The following is a 23,857-nucleotide window of genomic DNA, read 5'->3' as shown; positions in this document are numbered from 1 at the left end:
TGCTGTCCGAGGCAAACGCGACTCGCGCCGCGGCGACGACGAAATCGCACACTGACCCAGCCCATAACGAACGCCCTTTATGATCGGGGACTCTAGTCTTGGACATGATTTTCGAAGATCTTCCGACGACGCCCACGTCGGAAGAGCTGATCGACAAGGCGTTTCGCGGGCAGCACGGGCCGGCAAGGCCAAGGGCGGCCTCGAGGCCCAGCAGTCGATGCTCCAGACGGCAGCCAACATCATCTCAGACAATCTCGAGAACGTGGTCACGGCGTGGCCGGACTTCGAGTACGAGGACGACGTCCATCCGTTCTACTACGAGCTGGCCGATGCAATCGTCGACGTGGACAAGCTCCGACAGGCGCTGTCGGAGGTCATGTGGGCCAGCCGGAAGGCTCGCGAGATCCACGAAGAGTACCAGCCGCGGCTGCGAAAGACCGACGTGGACACGGCGCGCAAGCACCGCAAACAGGCCTTCGCCCGGCTTGCGGACATCGTCGAGCAGGTCGATGACCACCTGCTGTACATCAACAAGTCGCGCAACGATCTGCGCGACCTGCCCGAGATCAATCCCGACGAGCCGACGATCGTCGTCGCCGGCTACCCCAACGTTGGCAAGTCATCGTTCGTCAACGACATTACCAACGCCCGCGGCGAGACCGCCTCCTATCCCTTCACGACGAAGGGGATCGGCGTCGGCCACTTCAAGCGCGATCACATCCGCTACCAGATCGTCGACACGCCCGGCCTGCTCGACCGCCCGCCGCAGGATCGCAACGAGATCGAATCCCAGGCGGTCAGCGCCATCGAGCACCTCGCCGACTGCATGCTCGTCATGGTCGACCCCACTGGCGACTGTGGCTATCCGATCGGCTCGCAACTCGAGCTTCGGGACTCGATTTCGGCCCAGTTCGAGGACATCCCCGTGTATACGATCGCGAACAAGGAAGACCGCTTCGAGGACGGTGACCTGACGGAGGCCGTCGCGGCCGACTACACCATGAGCATCGAGACCGGTGCGAACGTCGAGACGGTACTCGATGCCGCAGTCGAAGCGATCGATTACGAGCCCGAGTTGCCGTTCGACGGCTAGCGGACCGATGTGGCACAGTAGCCGCCACAGCGGACTCGACGCCAGCCACGACCGAACGCGAGGCCCACTATCAAGTCGATGAGAGGCCCCGGTCTCCTCTGGTTGCTCCAGACCGCCGCGGGGATTTCGATGTCGGGGCCGATATTTGTCGTCGGCGTCGAATTTCTCCGGACGGGGCGGGTCATCGGTGGCGTTGGCTTTCTGGCGCTCGCCGCGGCCACCCTCTACTTCCCAACCTATCTCGTTAACCGGATCGGCGGACCGAGAGCGTGGCTTCGACGGCTTGCTCGTCTCGTGACCGACGCCCTTAGCAGTGATTCGGTGCCCGATTCCGACTCTGATTCCGAATCCCGTCGCTCGAGCATTCGCGATCGATTTCGTCGATAGAGACGACTATTCTCGAGAACGAGAGCGACATCCCGAAACAACCACGGGTGGCCGGTGTACTGACGGGACGAGTACCGCTCCACCCCTCGCCCCTATTGGGCGCCGCGTTCAACGACTTCGACGTATCTGACTTCGACGCTAACGGTTCCGTCGGAGTGGTCGTTGATCCGCTCGTGGAGTGTATCGGCCAGTTCGGGTGCCGACTCACCGGGTGGGCCGCCGATCGTCACGATCACCCGTTCCGGGTTCCGGAACGGGTAGTTGTTGTCCATTACGACTTCGAACTCGAGGAGCTGATAGTCTTCGTACTGATCCTGTGCGAGGACCGTCTCTACTTCGTCACGGGCGTCCTGTTCGAAGTTGCCCGCCTCGTAGGAAGCGTAGGTGATCCCGCCGAGAAACACCGTGAAGACGAAGACCACGACGACGAGGCCGATGATCCGCTGTCGAAGGCGCTGTTCCGTCTCACCGAGCGAGAACAGGTTCTCCGGCCGATAGCCGGCGTACCACAGCGTCAGCAGGCCGGCGAGGTTGACCGACAGGAGGTTGACCAGCACCAACACCGTCGCACCGATCGCGGATGTCGGTTGGCCCCAGGCGAGCGCGATTCCCGCGACGCCAGCGGGCGGAATCAACGCCGCCGCGATCATCACGCCGACGAGCGCGACGGAGGTTCCCGTCGCAATACTCACAACCCCCGCGACCCCTGCGCCGAGCGCAATCGCGAGCGATAGCAGGTCCGGCGCGAGCCGCTCGGAAATCTCGCCGACACTCGAGAGAACGAGATCCGGCGGCACGATGTTCAGCGATCGAACTAACAGCGCGAACAGCGCTGCCGCCCCGATCGCGACGACGACGCCGATGATCTGATAGGTGACGCTCTCGACGAACAGTTCCTCGTCGTCGATCACCGTGCCGACGCTGGCTCCCAGCGCCGGCCCAATCAGCGGCGCGATCACCATCGAGCCGACGACGACCGCCGGCGAGTCCAATAAGAGCCCCGCGGTCGCGACGATGGCGCTGATAACCGTCATCACCACGTAGACGGGGAAGCTCGGCGTCAGATCGTCGGCCTCCGCCTGCAGTTCCTGGCGCGAAATTCGGTCGGATCCGACGTCATTGCCCTCGTACTCCTCGCGCAGCGCCTGAAACCGGCGGGAAACGACCGTCTCTGCGTCGACGACAACTGTGTAGGCGTCCTCGTCGATCCCCGCTTCCTGAAGTTCGTCGAGGACCGGTTCGACGGCCGCGTCCGGCAGCGGGAAGTAGACGACCGACGTGTACTGCCGACTCCTGGTTTCGTCGGTCACGACGTAGTCGATCTCTCGCCCGTCGAGCACCGAGAAGATCGTCTCCTGCTCGCCGGTCGGGACCGTCAGCTGTACAAGCCGCACGTGTCGGTGTGAGACACCCCTAGATCATAACTCCGGGGCATTCGCTTCCACGCAATTAGTCCGTCTCGGCTCGAGCGACGTGTCGTCTCCCACGCCACCTTCTTATATCAAGAATATAATAGATATATATGAAACGACGGAGCGCCTCGCTGTTGGGCGTCGTCATGCTGGGACTGGTCATTGCGTATCTCGCCGCCTTCGGTCCGAGCGTGCTCGCCGGTCCGCTCGACGGTGCGTTCCTCGCCAGCTTCGCCCTCTCGGCGATTCTACTGATCGTTGGCGGACTCATCGACTCGATTACGGTCGGCGGGCGACGCCTCGAGTGGAACGTCCTCGTCGGAATCGGGGACGTCATCCTCGCGGCCATCGTCACGCTCTCGGCAGTCCGGTCCGCGCTCGTCACCGACGACACGACGTCGTGGGTTGTCGCCGCGGTGATGCTCGTCGGCTGCACGTCCCTTGCCTGGTTGGGCGTCCAAATCGCCCGTGACAGCCGCCACGTCGATCTCGAGGCAACTCCCTCGAGCCGTCGGCTCGTCGCCATCAGCCTGCTCGTCGCGGCCTCGTTTGGAATCGGGGTGTTCGTCGTGACGAGCGTATAGCATCACAGTGCCACCACCCGACGCCCGACTCGAGTGGCTACCCACCGACAGCTGACAACTGTTACAGTGCGTATAAAGGTCGGTCGGCCATACACCGTATATGATCGATTTCGATACGCGGCCCAATCGAGACGCCGAAGTGGCCCTCGTCGGCCGCTCGAACGTAGGCAAGTCCACGCTCATGCGGGAGCTGACCGGCCACAGCTTCGACACCGGGGGCAAGCCCGGCGTCACCCGCTCGCCGAATCACTACGACTGGGCACCGGAAGACTTCGTCATCACCGATCTCCCCGGCTTTGGCTTCATGAGCGGCGTCGATGAGGATCTCCGCGAGGAGATCAAGACCGAAATCGTCCACTATCTCGAGGAGTACGCCGACAACATCCTCGTCGCCGTCCTCGTCGTCGACGGCAAGAGTGTCATCGACATCATCGACCGCCACTCCGGTCCCGACGAAATCCCCTACGACGTCGAGATGTTTCACTTCCTGCGGGACCTCGACATTCCGACGGTCGTCGCCGTCAACAAGATGGACAAGGTCGACGACGAAGACGAGCGACTCGACGCCCTCTGTGACCGCCTCGGACTCTACCCGCCGTGGAAGCAGTGGCAAGAAACCATCGCCCCGATCAGCGCGAAGAAGGGACAACTCGACCCGCTGAACGAGGCCATCCGGAGTCACCTCCATGAACAAAGTCGAGACGATTTATTCAAATTCTTTTAGGCAGATAACTGTCGTGGGTGAAGCCAATATTGATTAGTTCGGCCCTCCAAGGGCCGATATGCCTCCGACGGAAGAAATAGTCTGTACTGCCGAGGACTGTTTCTCGATATCTTCGAGAACCACTACACCTACGACGTGCCGGACGACTTCGACGTCTCGGAACTGTCGTGTCCGGTCTGTGGTGGCACCGACTGCCTCGAGCGGGTCGAACTCTGAGCGGTGTCCGTACGGTGCCCCATCCTGGCGGGACCGGTCCGGAGACAGGCGACCCCGTCAGACCTTTCTTTTGAACCCAGCGAAAGGGATATGAACATGGCTGTCATAGTCATCGGTACGGTCATGTCTGCCATGCACTCCCAGACCTTTCTCTCGGTCCCCGCGACCGCCGCCAGCGCCGTCCACACCGCTCGAGGTGAACCCCCGTGAGCCTCAAAAACCTCGGTAAATCGGTCGGAAACGCGCTCTACCGACAAGTCGGCCGGGCAAACGGACGCGTCCAGAACCACCGATCGCTCCCCGTCGACATCCTCGAGAACGAGACGTCGTACCGCGTCGTCTTCGATGCACCCGGAGCCGAACCGGACGACGTTCAGGTCCGGTACCTCGATGGAAACATCAAGATTCGTATCGATCGGTTTCGGCAGTTCCACGAGGGCTATGAGACGCGGTTCCCCGGCCGCGGAATGTCGCTGAACGGCGAAGCCGAGTTGCCGACCGACGCCGTCGTCGATCCGGATGCCGGTACGGCGCGACTCAGCGAAACTGGAACGCTGAGCGTCGAAATCCCGAAGGGGTCGTCGGTCGGAGACAGCGAAGAGACCGGCGGTGCCGAGGTCGAATCGGACCGCGAGCGGAATGCGGATACCGAAACGGAACCGGTCGCAATCGACGACTGACTTAGTTCCCGTCGAGTGCCATTCCCTCGATGACGTCGAACGCCTCGTCCCCGTCGAACCGGGTCGGATCGAAGGCCTCGACCCCCGACCCACCGAGTATTTCTTCCGCGACCCGCTCTCCGATCGCTGGCGCGCGCATGAAGCCGTGGCCTTGGAACCCGGTCGCGACGTAGAGTCCGCCGTCGACCTGTCCGACCAGCGGATCGCGGTCCGGTGTCGCCGTACAGAGGCCAGCCCACGCCCGATCGAGGTCGCCATCCGCGATGCCGGGTACCCGATGTGCGACCTGCTCTCTGAGGTCGGCGGCGAAGTTCGGATCGGCGTCGCGATCGTACGCGTCAGGGTCGGCCTCGCGTTCTTCGGTGCCGTCGCCTGCGAGGAAGCCGTCGGCGTGAGGTCGCAGGTAGAAGTCACCGGTCGCGTCGTAACACATTGGTTCCGCGAGGTCTCCGTTCGCGATGAGCGCCTGCACGCGATAGGGTTTCATGGCGAGGGAGATGCCCGCGTTCGCGAGCAGTTGCTTCGTTCGTGCGCCGGCGGCCACCAGGACCGCATCAACCTCATGGACCGCGCCGTCGGGCCGAACGACTCGCGGGGGATCGGCCCGCACGTCGACCGGCGTGTCGGTCTCGAGGGTTGCGCCAGCGCCGGTGGCCGCGGCCGCGAGACAGGCCGTATACCGGGCCGGATCGGTGTAGCCCGCCGCGCCGGCGATCCCCGCGACTGCAACGTCGTCCGTTCGCAGGGTGGGGAAGCGATCCGCGAGCGCGTCACCGTCCATTTCGAAGGCGACGATGTCGTTGTCCTGCATGCGACGCACCTGCTCGCGGATCGCGTCGGCCCCGTCCGCGTCGTCCTCACGGGCGAGCCAGACGTAGGGGCACTCGACGAACGGAAAGGTGTCGTCTCCCGAGAATGCACGGAACCGTTCGATTGCGTCGCTCGCGATGTCAGCGTCGAGCCCGTCCGCGAAGGCATCGTAGCAGATTCCCGCCGCCCGCCCGGTCGCGTCGCTTGCGACGGAGTCACGATCATAGAGAGTCACGTCCGCGCCCTCGGTCGCGAGGTCGTAGGCTGCGGTCGCACCGACGGCTCCCGCGCCGACGACCGCTACCTCGAGGCCCACGCCCTGCTCGGTGAACGCGTCCACACCGATGGCCAGTTCGGGGTCATCGGTCCCGCTCATGGTCGATCACTCGCGGGTGTGATTCGGTAGCGTCGACTCGAACCGCGCTCGCCGGGTGCAATTGCGCAGTCGGGATCGGCTTGCATAGCCCCCACTCGAGTCGGGACTCACTTACCTCTGGGTGATTGAAATGCAGTTTCGCCACCGCCGTCGCTCGAGTCGGACGGACTGGGTACTCGATCAGAAGGCTCGCCGCGGCTGAGACGGGAGAAAGGGGGTACGACGGCAGGTCGAGCTCCATGGTTCAGTGCCGTCTCTCCTGCCGTAGTCCAGTATTCACGGCATCATACATACGAGTGGCTCCAAAATGATTTGGTATCCGAAGGATACGAACCGTGGATTGCTGGCAGTTCGGAGTAGCTATGGCGCGATGTTCACCGCCGTTCGGACGCGCCTCATACTTCTCAGGAGACATACAGAGAGCGTGCGATGACGAGGAACCCGGCCAGTACGAGTAGGCTCTCGAGCAGGATCCCAGTCATCAGCGCCACGTTGAGGAGTTCGTACAGCATTCCGGCGAGGACCAGACCGAGAGTGACGAGACCGAATCCGAGCGAGAGATAGCGAAGCGCCGGCTGACGGGTTCGCCGGTAGGCCTTGTACGCGAAGAACGTGATAACGCCGCCGACGATGAGGACGAGCGTCTTAACGACCGCGAGCGCGATCGCAATCGGCGTTGCCGCGGCGGAAGACGACATACTGTTCTCGTTTCGATATTCAAGACCTGTACCAAGAACCTTGCCGTTCCCGGAGGCCATGGGTCGTGGCAGCCACTCTCGTGATTGGTCACTGACGGACACAGTTAAAACGAGTGATCAGTAGCGATCATCTCTAGGCCTCTTCCGTTTGACGGTCCATTCACGTGACAGGGTGAGTAACCGAACCGACGGAGAGTGACGATCCGACGAACACGAACAAAGCGTTTTGGAGCCGGCAATCCGAGATCCGTTCGATGACACGACTCGTCGAACTCGAGGAGACGGGGCCGCGAAAACTCGAGCCGTCGGATATCGACACCGAAAAGGGAGACATCGCGGTCTGTCAGTGCGGGCTTTCGGAGTCGTTTCCCTTCTGTGACGGGAGCCACCGACGGACGCACGACGAAGACGACGGCACGACCTACGTCTACGAGGACGGAGAGCGCCGGGAAGTCGAACGGGTCGTGACGGCTGACGACGGCGACGGCACGTAAGCAGTCCGTCGGTCGGCTCGTAGCAGTTGCCTCCTCTAGATCGATCGCACCGAGTTACAGACGCAGCGATTCCTTCAGTGATCCAACCGCGAGAGGCACGCGCTCACCGGGACCCTCGTCCTCACGATCGTGATCCATGCGATGTGGCTATGAGACAGGGCTCAGAACGCGTCGCGCTCGCGGAGCCGGTCGACGACGTCGCGCACACGCTGTGAGGCGTCTCGCGGGGCGACGAGAATCCGATCGTCGAACGCGGCGACAATCAGGTCGTCGACCGCGAGCAGGGAAACGTGCGACTCGGGCGCGGCGACAACGTTGTTTGCGGCATCAATCGAGAGGATATCTCCCGCAACGGATTCGTTTTCCGCGTCGTCGGCAGTATCGGCCTCGAGCATCCGCCCGACGGCGTCCCACGTCCCGAGATCGTCCCACTCGGTCGACAGCGGCGTTACGAAGACGTCCGTCGCGCGCTCCATGATCGCGTAATCCACACTGACAGCGTCGATGGCGGCGAACCCTCGGTCCGGATCGCCGTCCTCGAGTGCGTCAACCAGCGGTGCGAGCGGGGAGTCACGCGCCTCCCGCAACAGTGCGCTGGGCGTCCAGGCGAAGATACCGGCGTTCCAGTACGCGCCGGCCTCGACGAGTTGTGTCGCGGTCTTGCGGTCCGGTTTCTCGGTGAAGCGATCGACGGCCGCGTAGCCTGCCTCCTCGAGTCCGGTCTCGCCGCGTTCAGGGACGATATAGCCGTAGCCCGTCGCTGGCCGCGTCGGCTGGACGCCCAGCGTGACGAGTCCGTCCGTTTCGACCGCGATTTCGGCGGCGCGCTCGAGCCGTCCCGCAAACGCCGCGTCATCGTTGACGTGGTGGTCGCTCGGTAAACAGACCAGCACCGGCTCCCGATCGAAGCGCTCGCGAAGCCGCCAAGCGGCGTAGACCAGCGCCGGGCCGGTGTCCTTGCCATCGGGTTCGATCAGGACGCCCGCCTCGGGCGCATGATCATGAATCTCGTCTGCGAACGAGTCGCGGGTCAGCACGTAGCGTTCGTCGGCGAAGGCCGTTCGATCCATCGTCCGAGAAAGCAGCGAGCGCTCGCCGCCGAGCGGGAGGAACTGTTTCGGGCGATCGCTCCGGCTTGCGGGGTAGAGACGACTCCCCGTTCCGCCGGCGAGGACACAGGCGACGATAGGGCGATCCATCTTACCAGGTCTCGATCCGTCCGTCGCGGACGTCCTCCGCACACCCTTCGCAGTCGGGATGGCCCGCCTCGTAACAGGCCGGTCGGTACTCCTCGTCGAGCTTCGCCGCCCGCTGTTCGGCGTAGCGCCGACAGACTATCTTCGCCCGGCCAGCCTCGTCCGTAGGAAGCCCGCGCGCGTTCTTCGCGACCTCGTAGGAGTCACGTGCCTCCTCGAGTTGGTCATCGGTCGATTTCCGGAGTTCCTCGAACTGCTCGCCCGCCTCCTGAAGCGTCGAGCGGAGGAACCGCTCGAGCTGACGCCGATCCGGCATTGGCCCATCGTTCGATGGCGGGGCACATAGGCTCGTCGCCCGTGGCGCACCGGCGAGGGACGATCGACACGGCGTCCAACGAGCGACAATGGTAACGGCTTTCACGGAACCGACGAACCCACGAACATGGCTCTTCGCGATGCGCTTCAGGGAATTACCTGTCCGATGGTGACGCCGTTCGACGATGGATCGATCGACGAAGCGGCGCTCGCCGACCTGCTCGAGCACCTCCACGAGGAGGGATCAACGCGGTCTTCCCCTGCGGAACGACCGGCGAATTTCCGGCGCTGACGGCAGATGAGCAACAGCGCGTTGTCGAGGCGACCGTCGAAGGTGCCAAAGTTCCCGTCGTCGCCGGGGCTGCGGCGACGAGCGTCGACGACACGATCACAGCGATCGACCGCGCCGCTACGGCCGGTGCCGACGCCGCCGCGATCGTCGCGCCCTACTTCACCACCGCGAACGCGCCCGACGGTAATCGGCAGTTCTTCGAGGCCGTCCTCGACGAGGCCTCGATTCCGGTCCTGCTGTACAACATCCCGCAGTGTGCAGGCCAGCGAATCGAGCCCGAAACCGTCGCCGCCGTCGCCGAACACGCGGACGCAATCGGGATCAAGGACTCGAGTGGCGACCTCGAATACTTCCTGTCCGTACTCCGGAAGACCCCCGACGAATTCCTGTGTCTACAGGGGTACGACGCGCTACTGGTCCCCGCCCTACGGATGGGTGCCGACGGCGGGATCAACGCGCTGTCGAACGTCGTCCCCGAAGTTCTGGGCGAGGCGTTCGAGAGAGCCGACGATGAACGCGGTCGAGAACTACAGCGCGACGCGATCTCCCCGCTGTTCGAGGCGTGTACGACCCACGGCTTCGCGCCGGCGGCGAAAACGGCACTGACCGAACGTGGCGTCATTCCGTCCGACGAAGTCCGCCCGCCGCTGGTCGCCGTCGACGACGCGGGCACCGAGACGATCGGCGACGCCCTCGAGACCGCACTCGCGGTCAGCGAGCAGTAGCAGCGGACCGATCATCCCGGCACCAATTGCCGCACTGAGTACACCCTCCCCCACCCCTCGACGCCGTCTTGCGGTTTCTTTCGGCTGCTTTCACTTCCGCTCCGGTGGCGGTAGTTTAAATACTATTGGGCGCGAACGGACGTATGCCTCCCAGTGAAACCAAAGAGGAGGCGAGACACAATGAGCGACGTACGACAACACGCGGACGACATACACGAGCAGTTTTCGGACCACCTCGACGTTGACGTTGAGGACGTCGAAGAGCGCCTAACCACGCTCGTCGACGAGTACAAAGTGCCGATGGACGAGGCACGCCGGAGCGTCACCAACCACTACCTCGAGGAGGCCGGTCTCGAGCGCGAGGACATCTCGAGTGGCGACAGCGAGGAGGCCACCGTCGAGGACGTCGACGAGCCCGAGGAGTGGATCGACCTCACCGCGAAGGTCATCGAACTCTGGGATCCCCGCAGCGACTCGGTCGCGCAGGTCGGCCTGCTGGGCGATCCGACGGGGACGATCAAGTTCACCAAGTGGGCCAAATCCGATCTCCCCGCGCTCGAGGAAGGGAGCGTCTACGAGCTTCGCAACGTCGTCACCGACGAGTACCAGGGCCGGTACTCGGTCAAACTCAACTCGACGACGGTGATCGAGGAGCTCGACGAGGACCTAGAAGTCGGCAACGACACCAGCGAGGTCGAGGGCGCACTGGTCGACATGCAAAGCGGCAGCGGGCTGATCAAGCGCTGCCCGGAGGAAGGCTGTACCCGCGTCCTCCAGAACGGCCGCTGTAACGAACACGGCGAGGGCGAAGGTGAGTTCGACCTCCGCATCAAGGCCGTCGTCGACGACGGCATCGATGCCCACGAGGTTATCTTCGACAAGGACGCAACCGAGGATCTGACGGGCCTGAGCTTGGAGGAGGCCAAGGACATGGCGATGGACGCGCTCGATACGACCGTCGTCGCCGACGAGATCAGGGACGACATCGTTGGCACCTACTACCGCATTGAGGGGCCCACCTTCGGCCGATACGTTCTGGCCGACGACGTCGAAGAACTCGACGGGCCAGCGGATCCCGAGGAACTGCTGATCAAAGCGAGGTCGATGTAACATGAGCCAGTCCGAACTCACCCGCGAAGTCGCCCGCCGCGTCTTCGCATCCGAATTCAACGATTCGACGTACGCATTCAAAGAGAGCGACGACGAGCGAGCACCCAACTACGCCTTGCTCCCGACGGGCGACCGCGCCAACCGCGTGTTCGTGGTCGGTACCCTCACCGAAACTGAGGACGTCGGCGACGAAAGCGAGTACTGGCGCGGCCGGGTCGTCGACCCGACCGGGACGTTCTTCGTCTACGCCGGTCAGTACCAGCCCGAGGCCGCATCGGTGCTCCGGGACACGGAGCCGCCGGAATACGTCTCCATCGTCGGCAAACCGCGCACCTACGAGACCGACGACGGGACCGTCAACGTCTCTCTACGACCGGAGTCAATCGCGGTCGTCGACGACGACACCCGCGACCGCTGGGTCGTCGAAACCGCCGACCTCACCCTCGACCGCATCGAAGCCTTCGAGGAGTGGGAAGCCGAACAGGAAGCGCCCGAAAGCGGCTCGACGGCACCGACCAACGAGTACGCCGAGATGGCCCGCGAACGGTACGACTCCCCCGTCGTCAACTACCGCAACAACGTGATTCAGGCGCTCGAGAGCCTCGATAACGTCGAGGAGAACGACGACGCGGAAGCGACGGTCTAAGCGCAACCGAACGATTCTTTCTTTTTCAGCTAGATAGCGACCGCCATCTTGATCGACTGATCTACTGCAGTCAGGAATTCAGTATCGCCTCGAGCATCGCGCCGATCACGTCGAACTCGTCGTCGGTGACTTCGTGGCCCGTCCCAGGGTAACATCGTTCGTCGACCGCGGCGTCCGCCCCCTCGAACAGTCGGATCGTTTGAACGACGCGCTCGGGATCGACGGACGGGTCGTCCTCGCCGTAGCCGACGAGCACCGGCGTTCCCTCGAGCGAGCCCGCTATCGGGGTCGAACTGAGCTCGCCGACCGAACCGGGGAGCAGTCCCGAGAGGACGGCGAGGCCACCGTAGCGGGTCGGATTGCGGCGGCCGAACTCCGCGGTGACGCAGGCACCCTGCGAGAAGCCAGCGATAACGGTCCGCTCGGGTGGGACGTCGATCGATCGCGCGTTCTCGAGTGCGGCTCCGACGCAGTCGATGCTCGAGGAGAGCCACGGTTCGTTGTCGGCTCGCGGTGCGGTCGACGGCTTCGGGTACCAGCGGCTTCGCTCGGCTTGGGGCGCGAGGACGGCGACGCCGTGTCGGGTGGCCAGCTCCATGAGATTGATCACGCCCTGTGCCGTCGCGCCGCGGCCGTGGCAGAGTACGAGGGCCGCGTCCGCGGCCAACGCTGGCGCACCGGCTGTGAGCAGCGGCTGGCCGGCGTGGGGTCCCGAAACGGCGTCCATCGAGCGGCTCGATTCCGTCATCGGTCCTCATCATCCGTGCCTGTCTCGCCGTCCGATCCCTCCGTCGGAACCGTCAGCGCCGGCAGCTGACTCTCGATCAGGTCGCGATCGTCCTCGAACCACTCGGGCAGGTACAGCGACTCGCCGGGATCCGTCCCGTCCTTGCTGGCCGCAACGCCGTCGGTCTCGGTGGCCAGTTCGAAGAGGATGCCGCCCGGCTCGCGGACGTACAGCGAGTGGAAGACGTGGCGGTCCTTGACGCGAGAGACGTCGTAGCCGCGGTCGTCGAAGAGCTCGCGCCACTCGTGGAGGTCGTCTTCGTCCTCGACGCGGACCGCGACGTGGTGGAGCGTTCCCTGTCCTTCGCGGCCGAAGGGCGCGTCGCGGTCGAGCACGTCCACGACGGTAGCTCGCGATCCGGACGCGCGATACCGAATCCGATCGCCGTCTTCGGCGTCGTGTTCGAAGCCGAGCGTCTCGAGCATGCCCGCGGTCGCGTAGGGATTGACCGACAGCGTCGCGACGCCGTGGAGTCCACGGATCGCGTGCGCGGTCGGGATCGGGCCCGCGGCCCAGGGCTCGATATCGGTCGGGAGCGACGGGCCCGCGATGAGTTCAACCTGCGTGCCCGCGGGATCCTCGAACCGGAAGACCTGTTCGTCGAACCGCTTGATCGGCCCCTTAACGGCGATCTCGTGATTCTCGAGGCGAGTCTCCCAATACTCGAGGGAGTCGGTCGGGACGACAAACGAAACGGACTCGATCTGGGGTTTTCCGGGCCGACCGGAATCGCCATGCGGGTCCGGAAAGTGAGTCAGGACCGTTCCCGGTGTCCCCGTCGCATCGCCGAAATAGAGGTGATGTTGCAGGATGTCCTCGAAGTTGACTGTCTGCGTGACAAGTCGAACGCCGAGCACGCCAACGTAGAAGTCGATCGCTGCCTGGGCGTCCCCAACGATCCCCGTCACGTGGTGGAGTCCCGGCGTGTCGGACAGCATAGAGCGGAATTAGGCCTCCAGACGAATAGCCTGCCGGGTCATCGCCGGTCCACGGGTTCGCCGCCGTCCGCTCGAGCGCTCGAGCGAACGAGCAACGCTCCGATCGCACACGCTGTCTGACAAATGGTTAAGTGGCGTGAACGACGATTAGGGGTATCGATGGGGAACAAGAACAAGACCATCTCGTTCCGGGTCAACGAGGACGCGTTCGAGGCGCTCCAGGCGATCGCCGAGGAGCGCGACATCTCGCTGTCCGCCGTCTTCCGGAATTACGTCGACCAGCTCGTCGAACACGACGGCCGGGTCGAAGTCGTCCCCGAGGACGACCTCGAGGCCCGCACCGGCGGAGAGGGAGACGGTGAGGATATCTCGTTCCCGCCGACCGTCGAAGTCCCGAAGCGCTTCATCCGCGAACACGAACGGCTCGAGCTCGAGGCTGAACACCTCCGGGAGCAACTCGACGAGTACAAGGGTTACGTTAACGACCTGCAGGACCGACTCGAGGACGAGGAGGATGAGGTTCTGTTGCTTGACGAGTTAGACGAGGAAGACGAATCCTACCAGCTGCGGTAGCCGGCTCTACGACAGCGTTCCATTCGAACTGCCTTTTCAGACCGAGAGGGGACCTGACATCGATCGTTAGTGAGCGCTGGCGGGTGTAACACCGTCCCTATACTGCCAAAAGGGGACGTGAACGTGGTCTTCTCGCCGTTCGGAACGACCGTCCCTCGGACTCGGACGACGCCCGGCGATCGCACGTCCGCGGCTTCGGACCGGGGCGTCTCGCCGACCAAGAGCGCTTTCCGGCGCTGTTTCCAGCCCACGTACGCGGAGAGTACGCTGGCGAGCAAGAGGAGAGCGCCGACCCACAACGCGAGTTCCTGAAGGACGCTGGCGAACCAGCTCCCAACGAACAACACCGATTGTAACACGGATAGTGATAGTTACGGAGCGGTGATATGTGTACTCCATCACTCTCAGAGAACCTGCAAAACGGATCTCTCGTCGGAGACTGCAGAACCGGTCCCCGATCGGAGGCGATTGGGGACGGCAAGCACCCGGTGCTCGAGAAACGGCGTTATCGCTCGAGTTCCCGTTTCGCCTGCCGGATCTGGTCGTATTTCTCGTCTGCGCCTTCGACGCGAGCGAGTCCCTCCGCGGCCTCGAGCGTGCGGACGCCGTTGTCGAGGAAGGAGAGCACGTCGCCGGAATAGGCGTAGACCATGTAGTCGTCGGTCATCACGTCGACGATCGCGTCCGGGCCCAGCCCCTGCGCGCGCAACTCGAGGAGGTACTGGATGAACTTCCGCTCCGGGCAGCCACAGTAGGGGTTGTTGTCGCAACCGCAGTCGAGGAAGTCCTGCGTGAAATCGAGCACCCGGTCGCGGGTCGCATCGTCCAACTTCTCGAGGCCGCTGCCCTGAAAGAGCATGTCAAGCGTCGCACCCTTGAACGCTCCCTTGGGGATGTTCGTCTCGAGCTGGGAGCTGAGTTGCCGGTGGTTCTTGATGTAGATCTTGTCGGTGATGGCCACGCTTGTAGGCTCTACCCGCCGTATACCGAAAAACGTCTCGGTCGCGAACGGGCTTGTGTGCCTCGAGCTACCAGTGGTCACTCACGACGTCCGAGATCGCGCGGTACGGAGTCCCACACCGTATCGCAGAGTCGTAACGTATTTTAGTCCAACCGGCTGTAGGATAACGTGTAAGCGTGTCCGGGTTGGGGTAGTGGTTATCCTTCAGCCTTGTGGAGGCTGAGACGCGGGTTCGATTCTCGCACCCGGACTTTTTCGCGACGAGTAAAACGAGGAGCGGAAAAGCCGGAAGGCGAGAATCGAATCAGGGAGTGACGCGAACGCAGTGAGCGGAACGACCGTGGTTCGATTCTCGCACCCAGACGTTCTTCGCTGAATGGAGTTCAGTCGGTCAAATAACGATACATGCTCGAGAGAAACCGAGGTTCTCTCGAAGCGCAACTTTTTGTCGCGCCGTTCCAACAGTAGATGGCATGACCAATGGGTTGGAGCCGACCGAGGAGTACGACGGCTCCATCGTCGTCCGTCTCTTGGACGATCAGACGGGGAGAGAGGTGATCCGGTGTGCGTCATACGAAGACGCGATCAGCGTCGTTAAAGAAAACCACCGCTCGGTCACGGTCGCAAAGATCGTGGGTCGAGATGGCGCCGTCGTGTTCACCTCGTCCGAGATGGACATCGACGACTGGGAAACGGAGTGGGAGCACGCGAAGCGCCGCCTGTCCGTTGATGTCGACGAATACGAGTGTCCGTACGACAACATCGCCTGTTTCGCCGACGATCTCTGCATAGACTGCCAGATCGACAGGGTCAAAGAGCAGTACTGAACTCGAGAGACACCCCTGTCTCGCGTCTCCGTTGATTCACGCCGCGTCCGCGAGGAATCTCGTCAGTCGATCGACGAAGTACGCCGGCCGTTCCTCGGGGATCCAGTGGCCAGCGCGGTCGATAACTTCACCCTCGACGTCAGTCGCGACCGCCTTCATGTCCCTGATCGGGAGGTCCCGGAAGGACGCCGCGCCGCCGAGAGCGAGGACGGGCATCTCGAGGGGCTCCTCGGCGTGGTCTCGATTGTGCTCGGCGTCGGTGTCGTAGGCACGGTAGTACTCAAACCCGCCCCGCAGTCCGCCGGCCTGCGAGTAACAGCGGACGTACTCCTCGCGAGCGTCGTCGTCGATCGCTGAGGGATCGTACGCCCCCTCTCCGTAGAACCAGTCGAGATAGAGCCGCTCTCGGCCGGCGACCAGCCGCTCCGGGAGGTCGCGCACGCTGTGAAAGCGCGTGTGCCAGAGCTTGCGTTTCTCGTCCTCATTGATTCCCGGCAGTCCGGCCTCGAGCACGCAGAGCGCGCGTACGTCGTCGCGGTACTGGGCGGCGTAGGCGTAGGCCGTCGGCATCCCCCAGTCGTGGCCGACGAGCGCGATCGGTTCGTCGCCGTGGCCGAGGTGGTCGAGGAGTTCTCGAATGTCGGTCGCGACGGTGTCCTTGTCGTACCCCGAGACCGGTGTCTCGGAGTCGCCCAGCCCCCGGAGGTCGGGTGCGATGACGGTGTACTCGTCGGCCAACGCTGGAATGACATCCCGCCACTCGTACCACGTCTGTGGCCAGCCGTGGAGCAACACCAGCGGCGGTCCGTCGCCGGCGGTCACGTAGTGGAGTTTCGTTTCGTTGACGCGGGCCTGTCCGTGCTCGAGGTCGTCACGTGAGACCATACAACAATAGTACGAGACTGAATTATCAGTCTTCGGTCGAAACGGAGCGGACGTGAGCCGCCGCGATCGACGCTGTCCACAGATCAAAGCGCGTGCGGACCGTCCCCTCGATCGATGGCCGAGACGGACGACAGCTTCGAGTGTGGTTCTTGCGGGGAGACCGTCCCGTTCAACGAGGCCCGCCGGACGAAGACGATGGGCGGACTGGATCCAACGACGTGGCAGACGCTCTGCTGTCCGTCTTGTGGATCGCGACTGAAGACCGTCTTCGTCGGCAAGTGAAGTGAACGCGACCGTCAAGGCGTCACCGCTCGAGCGCACAGCCGACCGTTCGATGGCTCTCTCATGCTCTCGCGTTTAGGGGCGTCGTCCCCTAGGGAGGTGTATGGCGGACGCTCGATTCGGTGGATTGTTCGACGAGACACAGCGAAACGCGGCGCTCGCCTGGGCGGTCACGATCGCGCTCGTCACCCTTGCGATCAATTATGGCCTCGCCAACTCGTATCGCTGGTTTGCGTTTACCGGGTTCGCGGTCGCGATCGTCCTGCTGCCGGCCGCCGCGTTTCGGGATCCCCTCGTGATGCCACCCTGGGAACTGCTGGTCCTGATCTTGCTCCCCGTCGTCGACGCGACGGTGCTCGGTGAGTCGTTCCTGACGTCGATCGCCGTCTACGTTGCCGTCGCCGCGGTCGCACTCGTCGCGTGCGTCGAGATCGATCGGTTTACCGCAGTGCAGATGAACCACGCGTTCGCGGTCGTGTTAGTCGTACTCACGACGCTGGCCGTTGCCGGCACGTGGAACGTCGCCCAGTGGCTAGCAGATGTGACTCTCGAGACCAACTACATCCTGAACGGTCGGTCGCAGGATGCTGCTAATCACGCACTGATGATCAACTTCGGCTACGCGGCGGTCGCCGGCCTGTTCGCGGGTATCATCTTCGGTCGCTACTTCCAGTCGTACGGTGGAGACGATCTCGAGGCCCAGCGCACGCCGACGCCGCGGGAACCCTCGCCCGATGAGGAACCGGATCCCGTCCCGTCCCTGATCCGCGATCAGCTTGACGCCCCCGACGAGATCGTCAGGCGACTCTCTCGCGTCATGCAGGCGGCCCTCGCTGTCCTCCTGCTGTATGGCATCGCCAGCCGCGACCTGGCGACGGTCTCGAACGCTGCCATCGCGCTTGCGATCACCTTCCTCCCCGCCGTCCTTGAGCGAGACGCCAAACTGCCACTCGAACCGGGGCTCGTGTTCTGGCTCACGGCGGCCGTGTTTCTCCACGTCCTCGGCTCGGCAGGGTTGTACGCACTGATCGGCCCATGGGATAGCCTAACGCACACGATCTCGGCGTCGATCGTCGCCGCGGCGGGGTACGCGGTCGTCCGGGCAATCGATCTCCACACCGACGAGATCTACGTCCCGCCCGCGATGTTGTTTGCGTTCATCCTCGTGTTCGTCCTGGCCTTCGGCGTCGTCTGGGAGCTCATGGAGTTCGCGATCGACTGGAGCGCACAGCGGCTCGGGCTCGACGCGATCCTCGCCCAGCACGGCCTGAATGACACGATCGTCGACCTCGTCTACGACGTCGTCGGGGCCGTCGTCGCCGCGATTTGGGGTTCGTTTTACCTTACCGATCTCTCTCAGCGCATCGCCGGTCGACTCCAAGGGTGACAGTTCGCTCGAGTGGAAAATCAGCGAATGTGCGGATCCTCAGTCGGCGGCCTCGGTCAGTCGCTGGACCTCGTCATCGCTCAGCGAGAGCTGCGAGGCCGCGACGTTCGACTCGAGGTGGTCGGGATCGGACGTGCCCGGGATGGGCAACATGACGTCGGCGCGCTCGAGGAGCCAGGCCAGCCCGACCTGTCGTCGCGTCGCGTCGTGGTTCTCAGCGATTTCGTCGAGGAGGTCGCCGTGTTCGGCCAGATCGTCGCCGTTGATCGGGGCCCACGGGATGAAGCCGATGCCCTCGTCCTCACAGATTTCAAGCACCTCTTGGCTCCCGCGGTCGTTCAGGTTGTACCGATTCTGGACGGTTTCGACTTCGACCTGTTCGCGGGCCTGATCGAGGAGTTCCGCGGAGACGTTACTGACGCCGACCGCGTCGACGAACCCCTCGTCTTTGAGTTCCGCGAAGGTCGCGACGGAGTCCTCGAAGTCGGTGTCATCGTCGGGCCGATGGAACTGGTAGAGATCGATCGTGTCCGTCTGGAGCCGGTCGAGCGATGTGAGGACCTGATTACGGATGTAGTCTGGATCGCCGTGAGCGATCCAGTCGCCCTCGCTATTGCGCAACAGACCGGCCTTAGTCGCGACCAGAACATCGTCGGGGTCGCCGATCGACTCGCCGATGAGTCGCTCGCTCACTGCAGGGCCGTAGGAGTCGGCCGTGTCGATGAGGTCGACGCCGCAGTCGACCGCGTGCCGGACGACCTCGCGTGCGGTTTCTTCGTCCTCTGGCGCGCCGATAATATCCTTACCAGTGATCCGCATCGCACCGAAACCCAGCCGGTGGACGGTCGAACCGCCGATCTCGAACGTGTCGCTCTCGTTTGTAATTGAGTTGTCGCTCACGGGCGTACTGACAGCCTCGTGCCTCTTGAGGAGTTGGCTTCCCCGTGCAGAATGCCGGTTATCGAGCGGGACTAGCCGCCTCGCGTCTCGAGGCGCCCCCATCGTCTCGATGTCGCTTCCGTTGACATCCGCCGCTCGAAGTCGAACGCCGCGACTACCGCTGCTTGCGATCCCGCGGCTGAGACGTCGGTTATCTGGCGACGAGCCAGAGGAGAAGTCCGATCAACCCGATGGCAGCACCAACGGAGAAGTACGTCGTTTGGTGGGCCGAGAACATCTTAAGGTAGTGCATCGCGAAACCGACCCCTGCGTGCAGTCCGATACCGACGAAGAGGATTGACAGGTTCAGTACTCGCGCCACTCTGCTCGACTGCGTCGTTGCCGTCTTCGCCCCCGCTGATTCTGATACGTTAGACATCCAGATCTACATCGATACTGACCTGTATTAATCCTTTCCTGTCCCCGACGGGTGTCCCAACCTCGAATCGAAGCGAATTCATGCTTCGATCACCGGGAAAACGGACTCTCGCAGACCGACACTTCTCAACGGCAGTTGCGCGGGGAACGCTGACTACCGCTGCTGTGCCGTCGAAATATCGCCGCCCTCGTCCCCCCGCTCGCCTGCATGGCACCCGATTCACTCGCCGATTCGACAGTTGTCGGTAGAGATCACGACCGGTCGCTTCTTCCGCCGTCTCCTCGACACCTTCTGCCACTGCCTCCTCGGCTCCGCCGGAGATGTACCCCTCGACCATCTTCGAGACTATCTCGAGTAGGTTCATGGCTGTCGGTTCAGCGAGAGGCCGTCGCGGTGAGTCAGTCCTCGGCACTCAGCGCGTGCAACGGTCCGTTTGGTTCGGTCAACTACCTCACCCTACTTCGCTCACCCTGACGGGTTTGCTCGTTAAGGGTGGGGCTTGTCCATGAACTCGGCCTCGAACCCATCCGGGTAGGCGGTAAATCCGCCGCTCGGCGTCACCGTTCCAGACTTCAGGGCAAGCTGACTGTTGCCCGTCCGCCGAGACGACTGTTGGCCCCGACGGACATACCGCATCCCGATGTTCTTCGCCGTCGCAAAGTCGCTATGCGACTTTGCTGCCCGACGGACGTAGTCCAGCGACCGCGTTGTAATCCGCGTTCGCTTCCGACCCGCACTCCACACACCGGAAGTCGTTGCGAGTCGGGCGATTCTCGCCCGCCGTGAATCCACACTCGGCGCACCGCTTGGATGTGTACGCCGACCCGACTTGGTTCACCGAGACACCGACCGATTCGGCTTTGTACTCCACCTGTTCGTAGAGTGTTCGGAACGCCCACTTGTGCCCCCACGACGCGCCTGTTCGGTCGCGGATGTGGGTTAAGTCCTCGAACGCAATCACGTCACACTCGTATCGGAGTGCTTCCGCGACGATAGCGTTCGACGCCCGGTGAAGTACATCGCGGACGTAGCGAAGTTCGCGGTCACTCGACTGTTCGAGCGTTCGGTGAGCGCTTCGCGTCCCGGTCTGTTGGAGTCCGGCGCGTACCTTCTCAAACTCGCGGAGATTGTGGGTTAACTCCCGCCCGCTGAAGAAGTAGGCGGTACTTGTGACCGGGAGATTTTCGATACCAAGGTCAACCCCGAGGACCGTTCCGTCCTCAGCGGTGTTCCTCTCAGTATCGTTCTTGTGTCGGCGGAAGCCGATGTGCAAGAAGAACTCGCCATCGCGGCCGGTGAGCGTACTTTCTGTAACGTTCCATTCCTCCGAGTTGAGGTACTGATTCTGGTAGCCATCATCGGCTTCAAGAAGGTCAAGTGGACACCGGACCCGACTCTCAGTTGTAGAGAGGGAGACGGTATCGTCATCGTCCGCGTATCGTACTTCACCGTGGGTTCGGTGAACGTCGGCTTGCTGACCTTCTTACCCGTCGACTGGCGTTCGATACAGCCGGTAATGGCTTGGGCGGCTTGGTGGGTGGCGAGAATCGCGTGCTGACTACCAAGCTCGGTGTGTTCGCGCACATCGTCGTAGGCGAGGGGCTGTACGTCGCTTTTGGCGTTGCACTTCCCCCACGCCATGTCGGTGGCGATTTGGCAACCACGCTTCCACTCGGAGATAGTCTCTTCGAGAAGGTCGCGTTGCTCGTCCGTGACTTCAAGACGAGTGATTGCCGTCCGACGCACGTAGTCGTCTGCCACAGTTTCAATGTAGGTGGGTGGTTACTTACAGATTAGTGGTTGTGTTCTATACGAACGCGCTCCTCCCCTCCCTACACACTCACTTCGCTCGTTCCTTGAGGAAGGGGACTCCGCGCTACCGCTTCAGTTAATCCGGCTGTCGCACGCGAAGAACGAATCGAGACCATACTCAGCGAAGAGATAGTGGGCCGCGAACTCGTGGGGCGCGGTCTCGATCAGTTGCACCCGCGCTCACCCCCGTGACGAGAAGCGACGAATAGACCCCTGAGTAGGGAAGTTGTTGTTCCGGCGTGTAAACCGAGAAGGTCATGCTGCCTCCCGGATTTGAACCGAAGGAAGACATACTCACTCGCTTTGCTCGTTGCGCGTGACTCCCAGGGTTCAAATCCGTCCGGATCGATTTCTGGTGTTCACGGACGATTCGCTACGCTCGCCGTATTGTTCGTCGCAAAAATGCCGCCTCCCGGATTTGAACCGGGGACAGCTCGATCTTCAGTCGAGTGCTCTCCCAGTCTGAGCTAAGGCGGCCTACTCCATCCTCCGTCCAGGGTATAAAAAAGGATTTCGAATCGATATCGGTTTTCCACACCGCTTACAGGATACCCGATGACGTTCCGACGACTCGAGTAAGTATTCGGAAAACGAGTAACGTAGACAATACGGGGATATCTATGCGTGATTACCCGCTGTCTGTTGGAATTTCGGATATTCAAGACACCCTTTTCAGCACTGGGGGGTAATATCGTGTTATGGCAGCCCTTACCTCGAGTCAGGAGGCGAAAGAGCTCGACGCTGACACCATTCTCGAGTTGCTGGCGAACCGCCGCCGGCGGTATCTCCTTTACGCGTTGCGCGGTCAGGAAGATCCCATCGAACTTTCAACGCTGGCGGAGACAGTCGCGGGCTGGGAACACGACGTGCCGCCCGACGAAGTCGCGAAAAACGAGTACAAGAGCGTCTACGTCTCATCGGTCCAGTGCCACGTCCCGAAACTGGACGACGCCGGCGTCGTCGACCACAACGAGGACAACCACACCGTCGTCCTCGCGGATAGCTTCGAGCAACTCGAGCCATACCTCCAGATCGTCGTCGAGGACGAACCGGAGAACTCGACGCTGTATGCCGCCCTCCAGACCGAGTCCGGAGACGGCCTCCTCGGCCAGATCCGGGAGAACGTCGCGCGACTCAAGCAGTGATCACTCTCGGTGCGTGCTCGGACGGGAGCAACTGAGTAGTCCGACTTGCGGGTTCAATCGCGCTCGGTCCTCGTCGGGCGAGATGACTACTATCCTGCCCCCGCTCGAACGGTTTTCGATAGAGACGCTGCTCGAGGTTCGAAAGTGAGAGTGCTCGGGCGGGTTCGAACCACGGTCGCAGCTTCGCTGCTCCCTGATTCGAACCCGCCCTCGCATACATGTCTCTGGCTCACTGTCGTTCGCCAGAGAAATGGGCTCGGGCGGGTTCGAACCACCGGCCTCGGCCTTGTAAAGGCCGCGTCATAACCAGCTAGACCACGAGCCCGTATCCGAGACGAGTAGGTCCGTCCGAATAACCTTTACTCTCTCGCGGTGCAGGTATCCTGCATGGCACTCGAGTACGTATGGAAGGGGCTACTCGTGATTGCTGCTCTTTCCATCGTCGGCGTCGTTCTCGTTCAGTCTGGACTCGTCTCAGCGCCGTGGGGTCCTGACGAGGGCGAGGTCCGCGTTTTCGATGACGGGGCCGACGAGGAGTCTATTGCGGAAGCCGACAACGAAACGAGTGCCGATGCCGCCACCGGCGGCGACGGCGGCTCCGGCGATGGGGGGTCCACGGACGGAACCGAGGATGGCGATGGGTCTGCAGACGAAGCCAACGGTAGCGGTGATTCGACGGGCGAAACCGACGGCAACCGCGACGCCAAGGCCGTCGTCGACGTAGCGGTCGCGGACGACGCCTCCGAACGCTATACCGGGCTGAGCGATCACGACTCCCTCGAGTCGGGTAACGGAATGTTGTTCGTCCACGACGAAGAACAGGATCTGACCTACGTGATGCGCGAGATGGACTTCGATATCGACATCATCTTCATCAATGCGGATCGCGAGATCACGACGATCCACCACGCCCGCGCGCCCGGCCCCGACGAGGACGGGGAGGAACTCCGATACTCCGGCCGCGGGAAGTGGGTCCTTGAGGTGCCACGCGGCTACGCGAACGAGACGGGGATCGAGGTCGGCGACGAAGTCGAGATCGACCTCGAGTCGAACCGGACGATTATTACCAGTAGTGGCCTCGAGACGCTTGAGCGATCCGCCGCGATAGCGGAGCGCGAGCCGACTGCACCAGCAGCGGTCGACGCCGAACGTATTTCGGCTCGTCGATAATCCTTATTGCTGGC

General features: G+C 62.8%; 24 protein-coding genes, 3 tRNA genes and 4 pseudogenes. 16 read left to right on the top strand and 15 right to left on the bottom strand.

Annotation, left to right across the window (positions count from 1 at the left end; translation table 11 throughout):
• Positions 1-104 precede the first annotated feature (104 nt).
• Together K6I40_RS20910 and K6I40_RS20905 are read left to right on the top strand one after the other, a co-directional pair.
• A pseudogene (locus K6I40_RS20910) lies at positions 105-1,093 on the top strand (GTPase).
• Between the two features lie 78 nt (positions 1,094-1,171).
• Entirely contained in the window at positions 1,172-1,480 is a 309-nt protein-coding gene (locus K6I40_RS20905) for a hypothetical protein (RefSeq protein WP_222916187.1), read from the top strand.
• Between the two features lie 92 nt (positions 1,481-1,572).
• Here K6I40_RS20905 and K6I40_RS20900 read toward each other — a convergent pair whose 3' ends face one another.
• The gene (locus tag K6I40_RS20900; RefSeq protein ID WP_222916185.1) at positions 1,573-2,874 is read right to left on the bottom strand and encodes a TIGR00341 family protein; all 1,302 of its coding nucleotides are present in this window, start codon (positions 2,872-2,874) and stop codon (positions 1,573-1,575) included.
• Between the two features lie 128 nt (positions 2,875-3,002).
• Here K6I40_RS20900 and K6I40_RS20895 point away from each other — a divergent pair, with 128 nt between their 5' ends.
• From K6I40_RS20895 to K6I40_RS20885, 3 genes are all read left to right on the top strand, one after another.
• The gene (locus K6I40_RS20895; RefSeq protein ID WP_222916183.1) at positions 3,003-3,476 is read left to right on the top strand and encodes a hypothetical protein; all 474 of its coding nucleotides are present in this window, start codon (positions 3,003-3,005) and stop codon (positions 3,474-3,476) included.
• A 100-nt stretch (positions 3,477-3,576) separates the two neighbouring features.
• Positions 3,577-4,200 (top strand): GTP-binding protein EngB, encoded by a 624-nt coding sequence (gene engB / locus K6I40_RS20890; RefSeq protein ID WP_222916181.1) that lies wholly within the window; start codon positions 3,577-3,579, stop codon positions 4,198-4,200.
• A gap of 422 nt (positions 4,201-4,622) precedes the next feature.
• Positions 4,623-5,096: an Hsp20/alpha crystallin family protein gene (locus tag K6I40_RS20885; RefSeq protein WP_222916179.1), complete on the top strand. Its 474-nt coding sequence runs from the start codon at positions 4,623-4,625 to the stop codon at positions 5,094-5,096.
• Between the two features lies 1 nt (position 5,097).
• On the opposite strand, the gene K6I40_RS20880 is transcribed toward K6I40_RS20885, so the two are convergent.
• Both K6I40_RS20880 and K6I40_RS20875 read right to left on the bottom strand, forming a co-directional pair.
• Positions 5,098-6,282, bottom strand: coding sequence for an FAD-binding oxidoreductase (locus K6I40_RS20880; RefSeq protein ID WP_222916177.1), 1,185 nt, complete (start codon positions 6,280-6,282; stop codon positions 5,098-5,100).
• Between the two features lie 404 nt (positions 6,283-6,686).
• Positions 6,687-6,980 (bottom strand): hypothetical protein, encoded by a 294-nt coding sequence (locus K6I40_RS20875; RefSeq protein WP_222916175.1) that lies wholly within the window; start codon positions 6,978-6,980, stop codon positions 6,687-6,689.
• A 254-nt stretch (positions 6,981-7,234) separates the two neighbouring features.
• Here K6I40_RS20875 and K6I40_RS20870 point away from each other — a divergent pair, with 254 nt between their 5' ends.
• Complete coding sequence (locus tag K6I40_RS20870; protein ID WP_222916173.1) at positions 7,235-7,474, top strand: CDGSH iron-sulfur domain-containing protein; 240 nt, start codon at positions 7,235-7,237, stop codon at positions 7,472-7,474.
• Positions 7,475-7,635: 161 nt separating this feature from the next.
• Here the strand turns inward: K6I40_RS20870 and K6I40_RS20865 are convergent, their stop codons facing one another.
• Both K6I40_RS20865 and K6I40_RS20860 read right to left on the bottom strand, forming a co-directional pair.
• On the bottom strand, positions 7,636-8,673 hold the full coding sequence (locus K6I40_RS20865; RefSeq protein ID WP_222916171.1) for a sugar phosphate nucleotidyltransferase: 1,038 nt from the start codon (positions 8,671-8,673) through the stop codon (positions 7,636-7,638).
• Position 8,674: 1 nt separating this feature from the next.
• Positions 8,675-8,986, bottom strand: a complete 312-nt coding sequence (locus K6I40_RS20860; protein WP_222916169.1) for a hypothetical protein — start codon at positions 8,984-8,986, stop codon at positions 8,675-8,677.
• 126 nt (positions 8,987-9,112) lie between these two features.
• Between K6I40_RS20860 and K6I40_RS20855 the strand changes: the two are divergent.
• The 3 genes and pseudogenes from K6I40_RS20855 (at position 9,113) to K6I40_RS20845 (ending at position 11,758) form a co-directional block, all read left to right on the top strand.
• Positions 9,113-10,002, top strand: a pseudogene (locus K6I40_RS20855) (dihydrodipicolinate synthase family protein).
• A gap of 180 nt (positions 10,003-10,182) precedes the next feature.
• Entirely contained in the window at positions 10,183-11,112 is a 930-nt protein-coding gene (locus K6I40_RS20850) for a replication factor A (protein ID WP_222916167.1), read from the top strand.
• Between the two features lies 1 nt (position 11,113).
• Positions 11,114-11,758: a DNA-binding protein gene (locus tag K6I40_RS20845; protein WP_222916165.1), complete on the top strand. Its 645-nt coding sequence runs from the start codon at positions 11,114-11,116 to the stop codon at positions 11,756-11,758.
• Between the two features lie 70 nt (positions 11,759-11,828).
• Here K6I40_RS20845 and K6I40_RS20840 read toward each other — a convergent pair whose 3' ends face one another.
• Positions 11,829-12,506, bottom strand: a complete 678-nt coding sequence (locus K6I40_RS20840) for a PHB depolymerase family esterase (RefSeq protein ID WP_222916163.1) — start codon at positions 12,504-12,506, stop codon at positions 11,829-11,831.
• Positions 12,503-13,483, bottom strand: a complete 981-nt coding sequence (locus K6I40_RS20835; RefSeq protein WP_222916161.1) for a VOC family protein — start codon at positions 13,481-13,483, stop codon at positions 12,503-12,505. Before K6I40_RS20835 ends, K6I40_RS20840 begins: the two co-directional genes overlap by 4 nt.
• A gap of 159 nt (positions 13,484-13,642) precedes the next feature.
• On the opposite strand from K6I40_RS20835, the gene K6I40_RS20830 reads away from it, so the two are divergent.
• Positions 13,643-14,056 (top strand): ribbon-helix-helix protein, CopG family, encoded by a 414-nt coding sequence (locus K6I40_RS20830; RefSeq protein ID WP_222916159.1) that lies wholly within the window; start codon positions 13,643-13,645, stop codon positions 14,054-14,056.
• Here the strand turns inward: K6I40_RS20830 and K6I40_RS20825 are convergent.
• Together K6I40_RS20825 and K6I40_RS20820 are read right to left on the bottom strand one after the other, a co-directional pair.
• On the bottom strand, positions 14,041-14,415 hold the full coding sequence (locus K6I40_RS20825; RefSeq protein WP_222916157.1) for a hypothetical protein: 375 nt from the start codon (positions 14,413-14,415) through the stop codon (positions 14,041-14,043). The two genes, K6I40_RS20830 and K6I40_RS20825, sit on opposite strands and share 16 nt — an antisense overlap.
• A gap of 146 nt (positions 14,416-14,561) precedes the next feature.
• Positions 14,562-15,017: a DUF5814 domain-containing protein gene (locus tag K6I40_RS20820; protein WP_222916155.1), complete on the bottom strand. Its 456-nt coding sequence runs from the start codon at positions 15,015-15,017 to the stop codon at positions 14,562-14,564.
• A gap of 179 nt (positions 15,018-15,196) precedes the next feature.
• Here K6I40_RS20820 and K6I40_RS20815 point away from each other — a divergent pair.
• Together K6I40_RS20815 and K6I40_RS20810 are read left to right on the top strand one after the other, a co-directional pair.
• A tRNA-His gene (locus K6I40_RS20815) sits at positions 15,197-15,268 on the top strand.
• Between the two features lie 222 nt (positions 15,269-15,490).
• On the top strand, positions 15,491-15,844 hold the full coding sequence (locus tag K6I40_RS20810) for a hypothetical protein (protein ID WP_222916153.1): 354 nt from the start codon (positions 15,491-15,493) through the stop codon (positions 15,842-15,844).
• A gap of 36 nt (positions 15,845-15,880) precedes the next feature.
• On the opposite strand, the gene K6I40_RS20805 is transcribed toward K6I40_RS20810, so the two are convergent.
• Positions 15,881-16,729 carry an alpha/beta hydrolase gene (locus tag K6I40_RS20805; protein WP_222916151.1) on the bottom strand — a complete coding sequence of 283 codons (849 nt, stop codon included), beginning with the start codon at positions 16,727-16,729 and terminating at the stop codon, positions 15,881-15,883.
• Positions 16,730-16,843: 114 nt separating this feature from the next.
• Here K6I40_RS20805 and K6I40_RS20800 point away from each other — a divergent pair, with 114 nt between their 5' ends.
• The gene (locus K6I40_RS20800; protein WP_222916149.1) at positions 16,844-17,011 is read left to right on the top strand and encodes a hypothetical protein; all 168 of its coding nucleotides are present in this window, start codon (positions 16,844-16,846) and stop codon (positions 17,009-17,011) included.
• A gap of 103 nt (positions 17,012-17,114) precedes the next feature.
• Positions 17,115-18,398: a hypothetical protein gene (locus tag K6I40_RS20795; RefSeq protein WP_222916147.1), complete on the top strand. Its 1,284-nt coding sequence runs from the start codon at positions 17,115-17,117 to the stop codon at positions 18,396-18,398.
• A 39-nt stretch (positions 18,399-18,437) separates the two neighbouring features.
• On the opposite strand, the gene K6I40_RS20790 is transcribed toward K6I40_RS20795, so the two are convergent.
• The 4 genes and pseudogenes from K6I40_RS20790 to K6I40_RS20775 all read right to left on the bottom strand — a co-directional run bounded on the left by K6I40_RS20790 (position 18,438) and on the right by K6I40_RS20775 (position 22,005).
• The gene (locus tag K6I40_RS20790) at positions 18,438-19,298 is read right to left on the bottom strand and encodes an aldo/keto reductase (RefSeq protein WP_222916145.1); all 861 of its coding nucleotides are present in this window, start codon (positions 19,296-19,298) and stop codon (positions 18,438-18,440) included.
• 190 nt (positions 19,299-19,488) lie between these two features.
• Positions 19,489-19,716, bottom strand: coding sequence for a hypothetical protein (locus K6I40_RS20785; RefSeq protein WP_222916143.1), 228 nt, complete (start codon positions 19,714-19,716; stop codon positions 19,489-19,491).
• A 486-nt stretch (positions 19,717-20,202) separates the two neighbouring features.
• Positions 20,203-21,477, bottom strand: a pseudogene (locus K6I40_RS20780) (transposase).
• 454 nt (positions 21,478-21,931) lie between these two features.
• A tRNA-Phe gene (locus tag K6I40_RS20775) sits at positions 21,932-22,005 on the bottom strand.
• 221 nt (positions 22,006-22,226) lie between these two features.
• On the opposite strand from K6I40_RS20775, the gene K6I40_RS20770 reads away from it, so the two are divergent.
• Positions 22,227-22,673, top strand: coding sequence for a hypothetical protein (locus K6I40_RS20770; protein WP_222916141.1), 447 nt, complete (start codon positions 22,227-22,229; stop codon positions 22,671-22,673).
• 251 nt (positions 22,674-22,924) lie between these two features.
• On the opposite strand, the gene K6I40_RS20765 is transcribed toward K6I40_RS20770, so the two are convergent.
• Positions 22,925-22,998: transfer RNA gene (locus tag K6I40_RS20765), tRNA-Val, on the bottom strand.
• A 362-nt stretch (positions 22,999-23,360) separates the two neighbouring features.
• On the opposite strand from K6I40_RS20765, the pseudogene K6I40_RS29045 reads away from it, so the two are divergent.
• Positions 23,361-23,843, top strand: a pseudogene (locus tag K6I40_RS29045) (DUF192 domain-containing protein); the annotation flags it as partial.
• Between the last annotated feature and the right edge of the window lie 14 nt (positions 23,844-23,857).

This window comes from Natrinema sp. SYSU A 869 (assembly GCF_019879105.1).
Classification (GTDB): Archaea; Halobacteriota; Halobacteria; order Halobacteriales; family Natrialbaceae; genus Natrinema.
Note: the sequence above shows the minus strand (reverse complement) of the source record. Positions and strands in the feature narration are given on the sequence as shown.

What these genes read in the sequence shown, in the direction of transcription:
- K6I40_RS20770 (WP_222916141.1), top strand. Translation starts at nt 22,227, where the DNA reads ATGGCAGCCCTTACCTCGAGTCAGGAGGCGAAAGAGCTCGACGCTGAC.
- K6I40_RS20905 (WP_222916187.1), top strand. Translation starts at nt 1,172, where the DNA reads ATGAGAGGCCCCGGTCTCCTCTGGTTGCTCCAGACCGCCGCGGGGATT.
- K6I40_RS20845 (WP_222916165.1), top strand. Translation starts at nt 11,114, where the DNA reads ATGAGCCAGTCCGAACTCACCCGCGAAGTCGCCCGCCGCGTCTTCGCA.
- K6I40_RS20835 (WP_222916161.1), bottom strand. Translation starts at nt 13,483, where the DNA reads ATGCTGTCCGACACGCCGGGACTCCACCACGTGACGGGGATCGTTGGG.
- K6I40_RS20895 (WP_222916183.1), top strand. Translation starts at nt 3,003, where the DNA reads ATGAAACGACGGAGCGCCTCGCTGTTGGGCGTCGTCATGCTGGGACTG.
- K6I40_RS20875 (WP_222916175.1), bottom strand. Translation starts at nt 6,980, where the DNA reads ATGTCGTCTTCCGCCGCGGCAACGCCGATTGCGATCGCGCTCGCGGTC.
- K6I40_RS20785 (WP_222916143.1), bottom strand. Translation starts at nt 19,716, where the DNA reads ATGTCTAACGTATCAGAATCAGCGGGGGCGAAGACGGCAACGACGCAG.
- K6I40_RS20850 (WP_222916167.1), top strand. Translation starts at nt 10,183, where the DNA reads ATGAGCGACGTACGACAACACGCGGACGACATACACGAGCAGTTTTCG.
- K6I40_RS20865 (WP_222916171.1), bottom strand. Translation starts at nt 8,673, where the DNA reads ATGGATCGCCCTATCGTCGCCTGTGTCCTCGCCGGCGGAACGGGGAGT.
- K6I40_RS20795 (WP_222916147.1), top strand. Translation starts at nt 17,115, where the DNA reads ATGGCGGACGCTCGATTCGGTGGATTGTTCGACGAGACACAGCGAAAC.
- K6I40_RS20800 (WP_222916149.1), top strand. Translation starts at nt 16,844, where the DNA reads ATGGCCGAGACGGACGACAGCTTCGAGTGTGGTTCTTGCGGGGAGACC.
- K6I40_RS20860 (WP_222916169.1), bottom strand. Translation starts at nt 8,986, where the DNA reads ATGCCGGATCGGCGTCAGCTCGAGCGGTTCCTCCGCTCGACGCTTCAG.
- K6I40_RS20880 (WP_222916177.1), bottom strand. Translation starts at nt 6,282, where the DNA reads ATGAGCGGGACCGATGACCCCGAACTGGCCATCGGTGTGGACGCGTTC.
- K6I40_RS20870 (WP_222916173.1), top strand. Translation starts at nt 7,235, where the DNA reads ATGACACGACTCGTCGAACTCGAGGAGACGGGGCCGCGAAAACTCGAG.
- engB (WP_222916181.1), top strand. Translation starts at nt 3,577, where the DNA reads ATGATCGATTTCGATACGCGGCCCAATCGAGACGCCGAAGTGGCCCTC.
- K6I40_RS20805 (WP_222916151.1), bottom strand. Translation starts at nt 16,729, where the DNA reads ATGGTCTCACGTGACGACCTCGAGCACGGACAGGCCCGCGTCAACGAA.
- K6I40_RS20840 (WP_222916163.1), bottom strand. Translation starts at nt 12,506, where the DNA reads ATGACGGAATCGAGCCGCTCGATGGACGCCGTTTCGGGACCCCACGCC.
- K6I40_RS20830 (WP_222916159.1), top strand. Translation starts at nt 13,643, where the DNA reads ATGGGGAACAAGAACAAGACCATCTCGTTCCGGGTCAACGAGGACGCG.
- K6I40_RS20810 (WP_222916153.1), top strand. Translation starts at nt 15,491, where the DNA reads ATGACCAATGGGTTGGAGCCGACCGAGGAGTACGACGGCTCCATCGTC.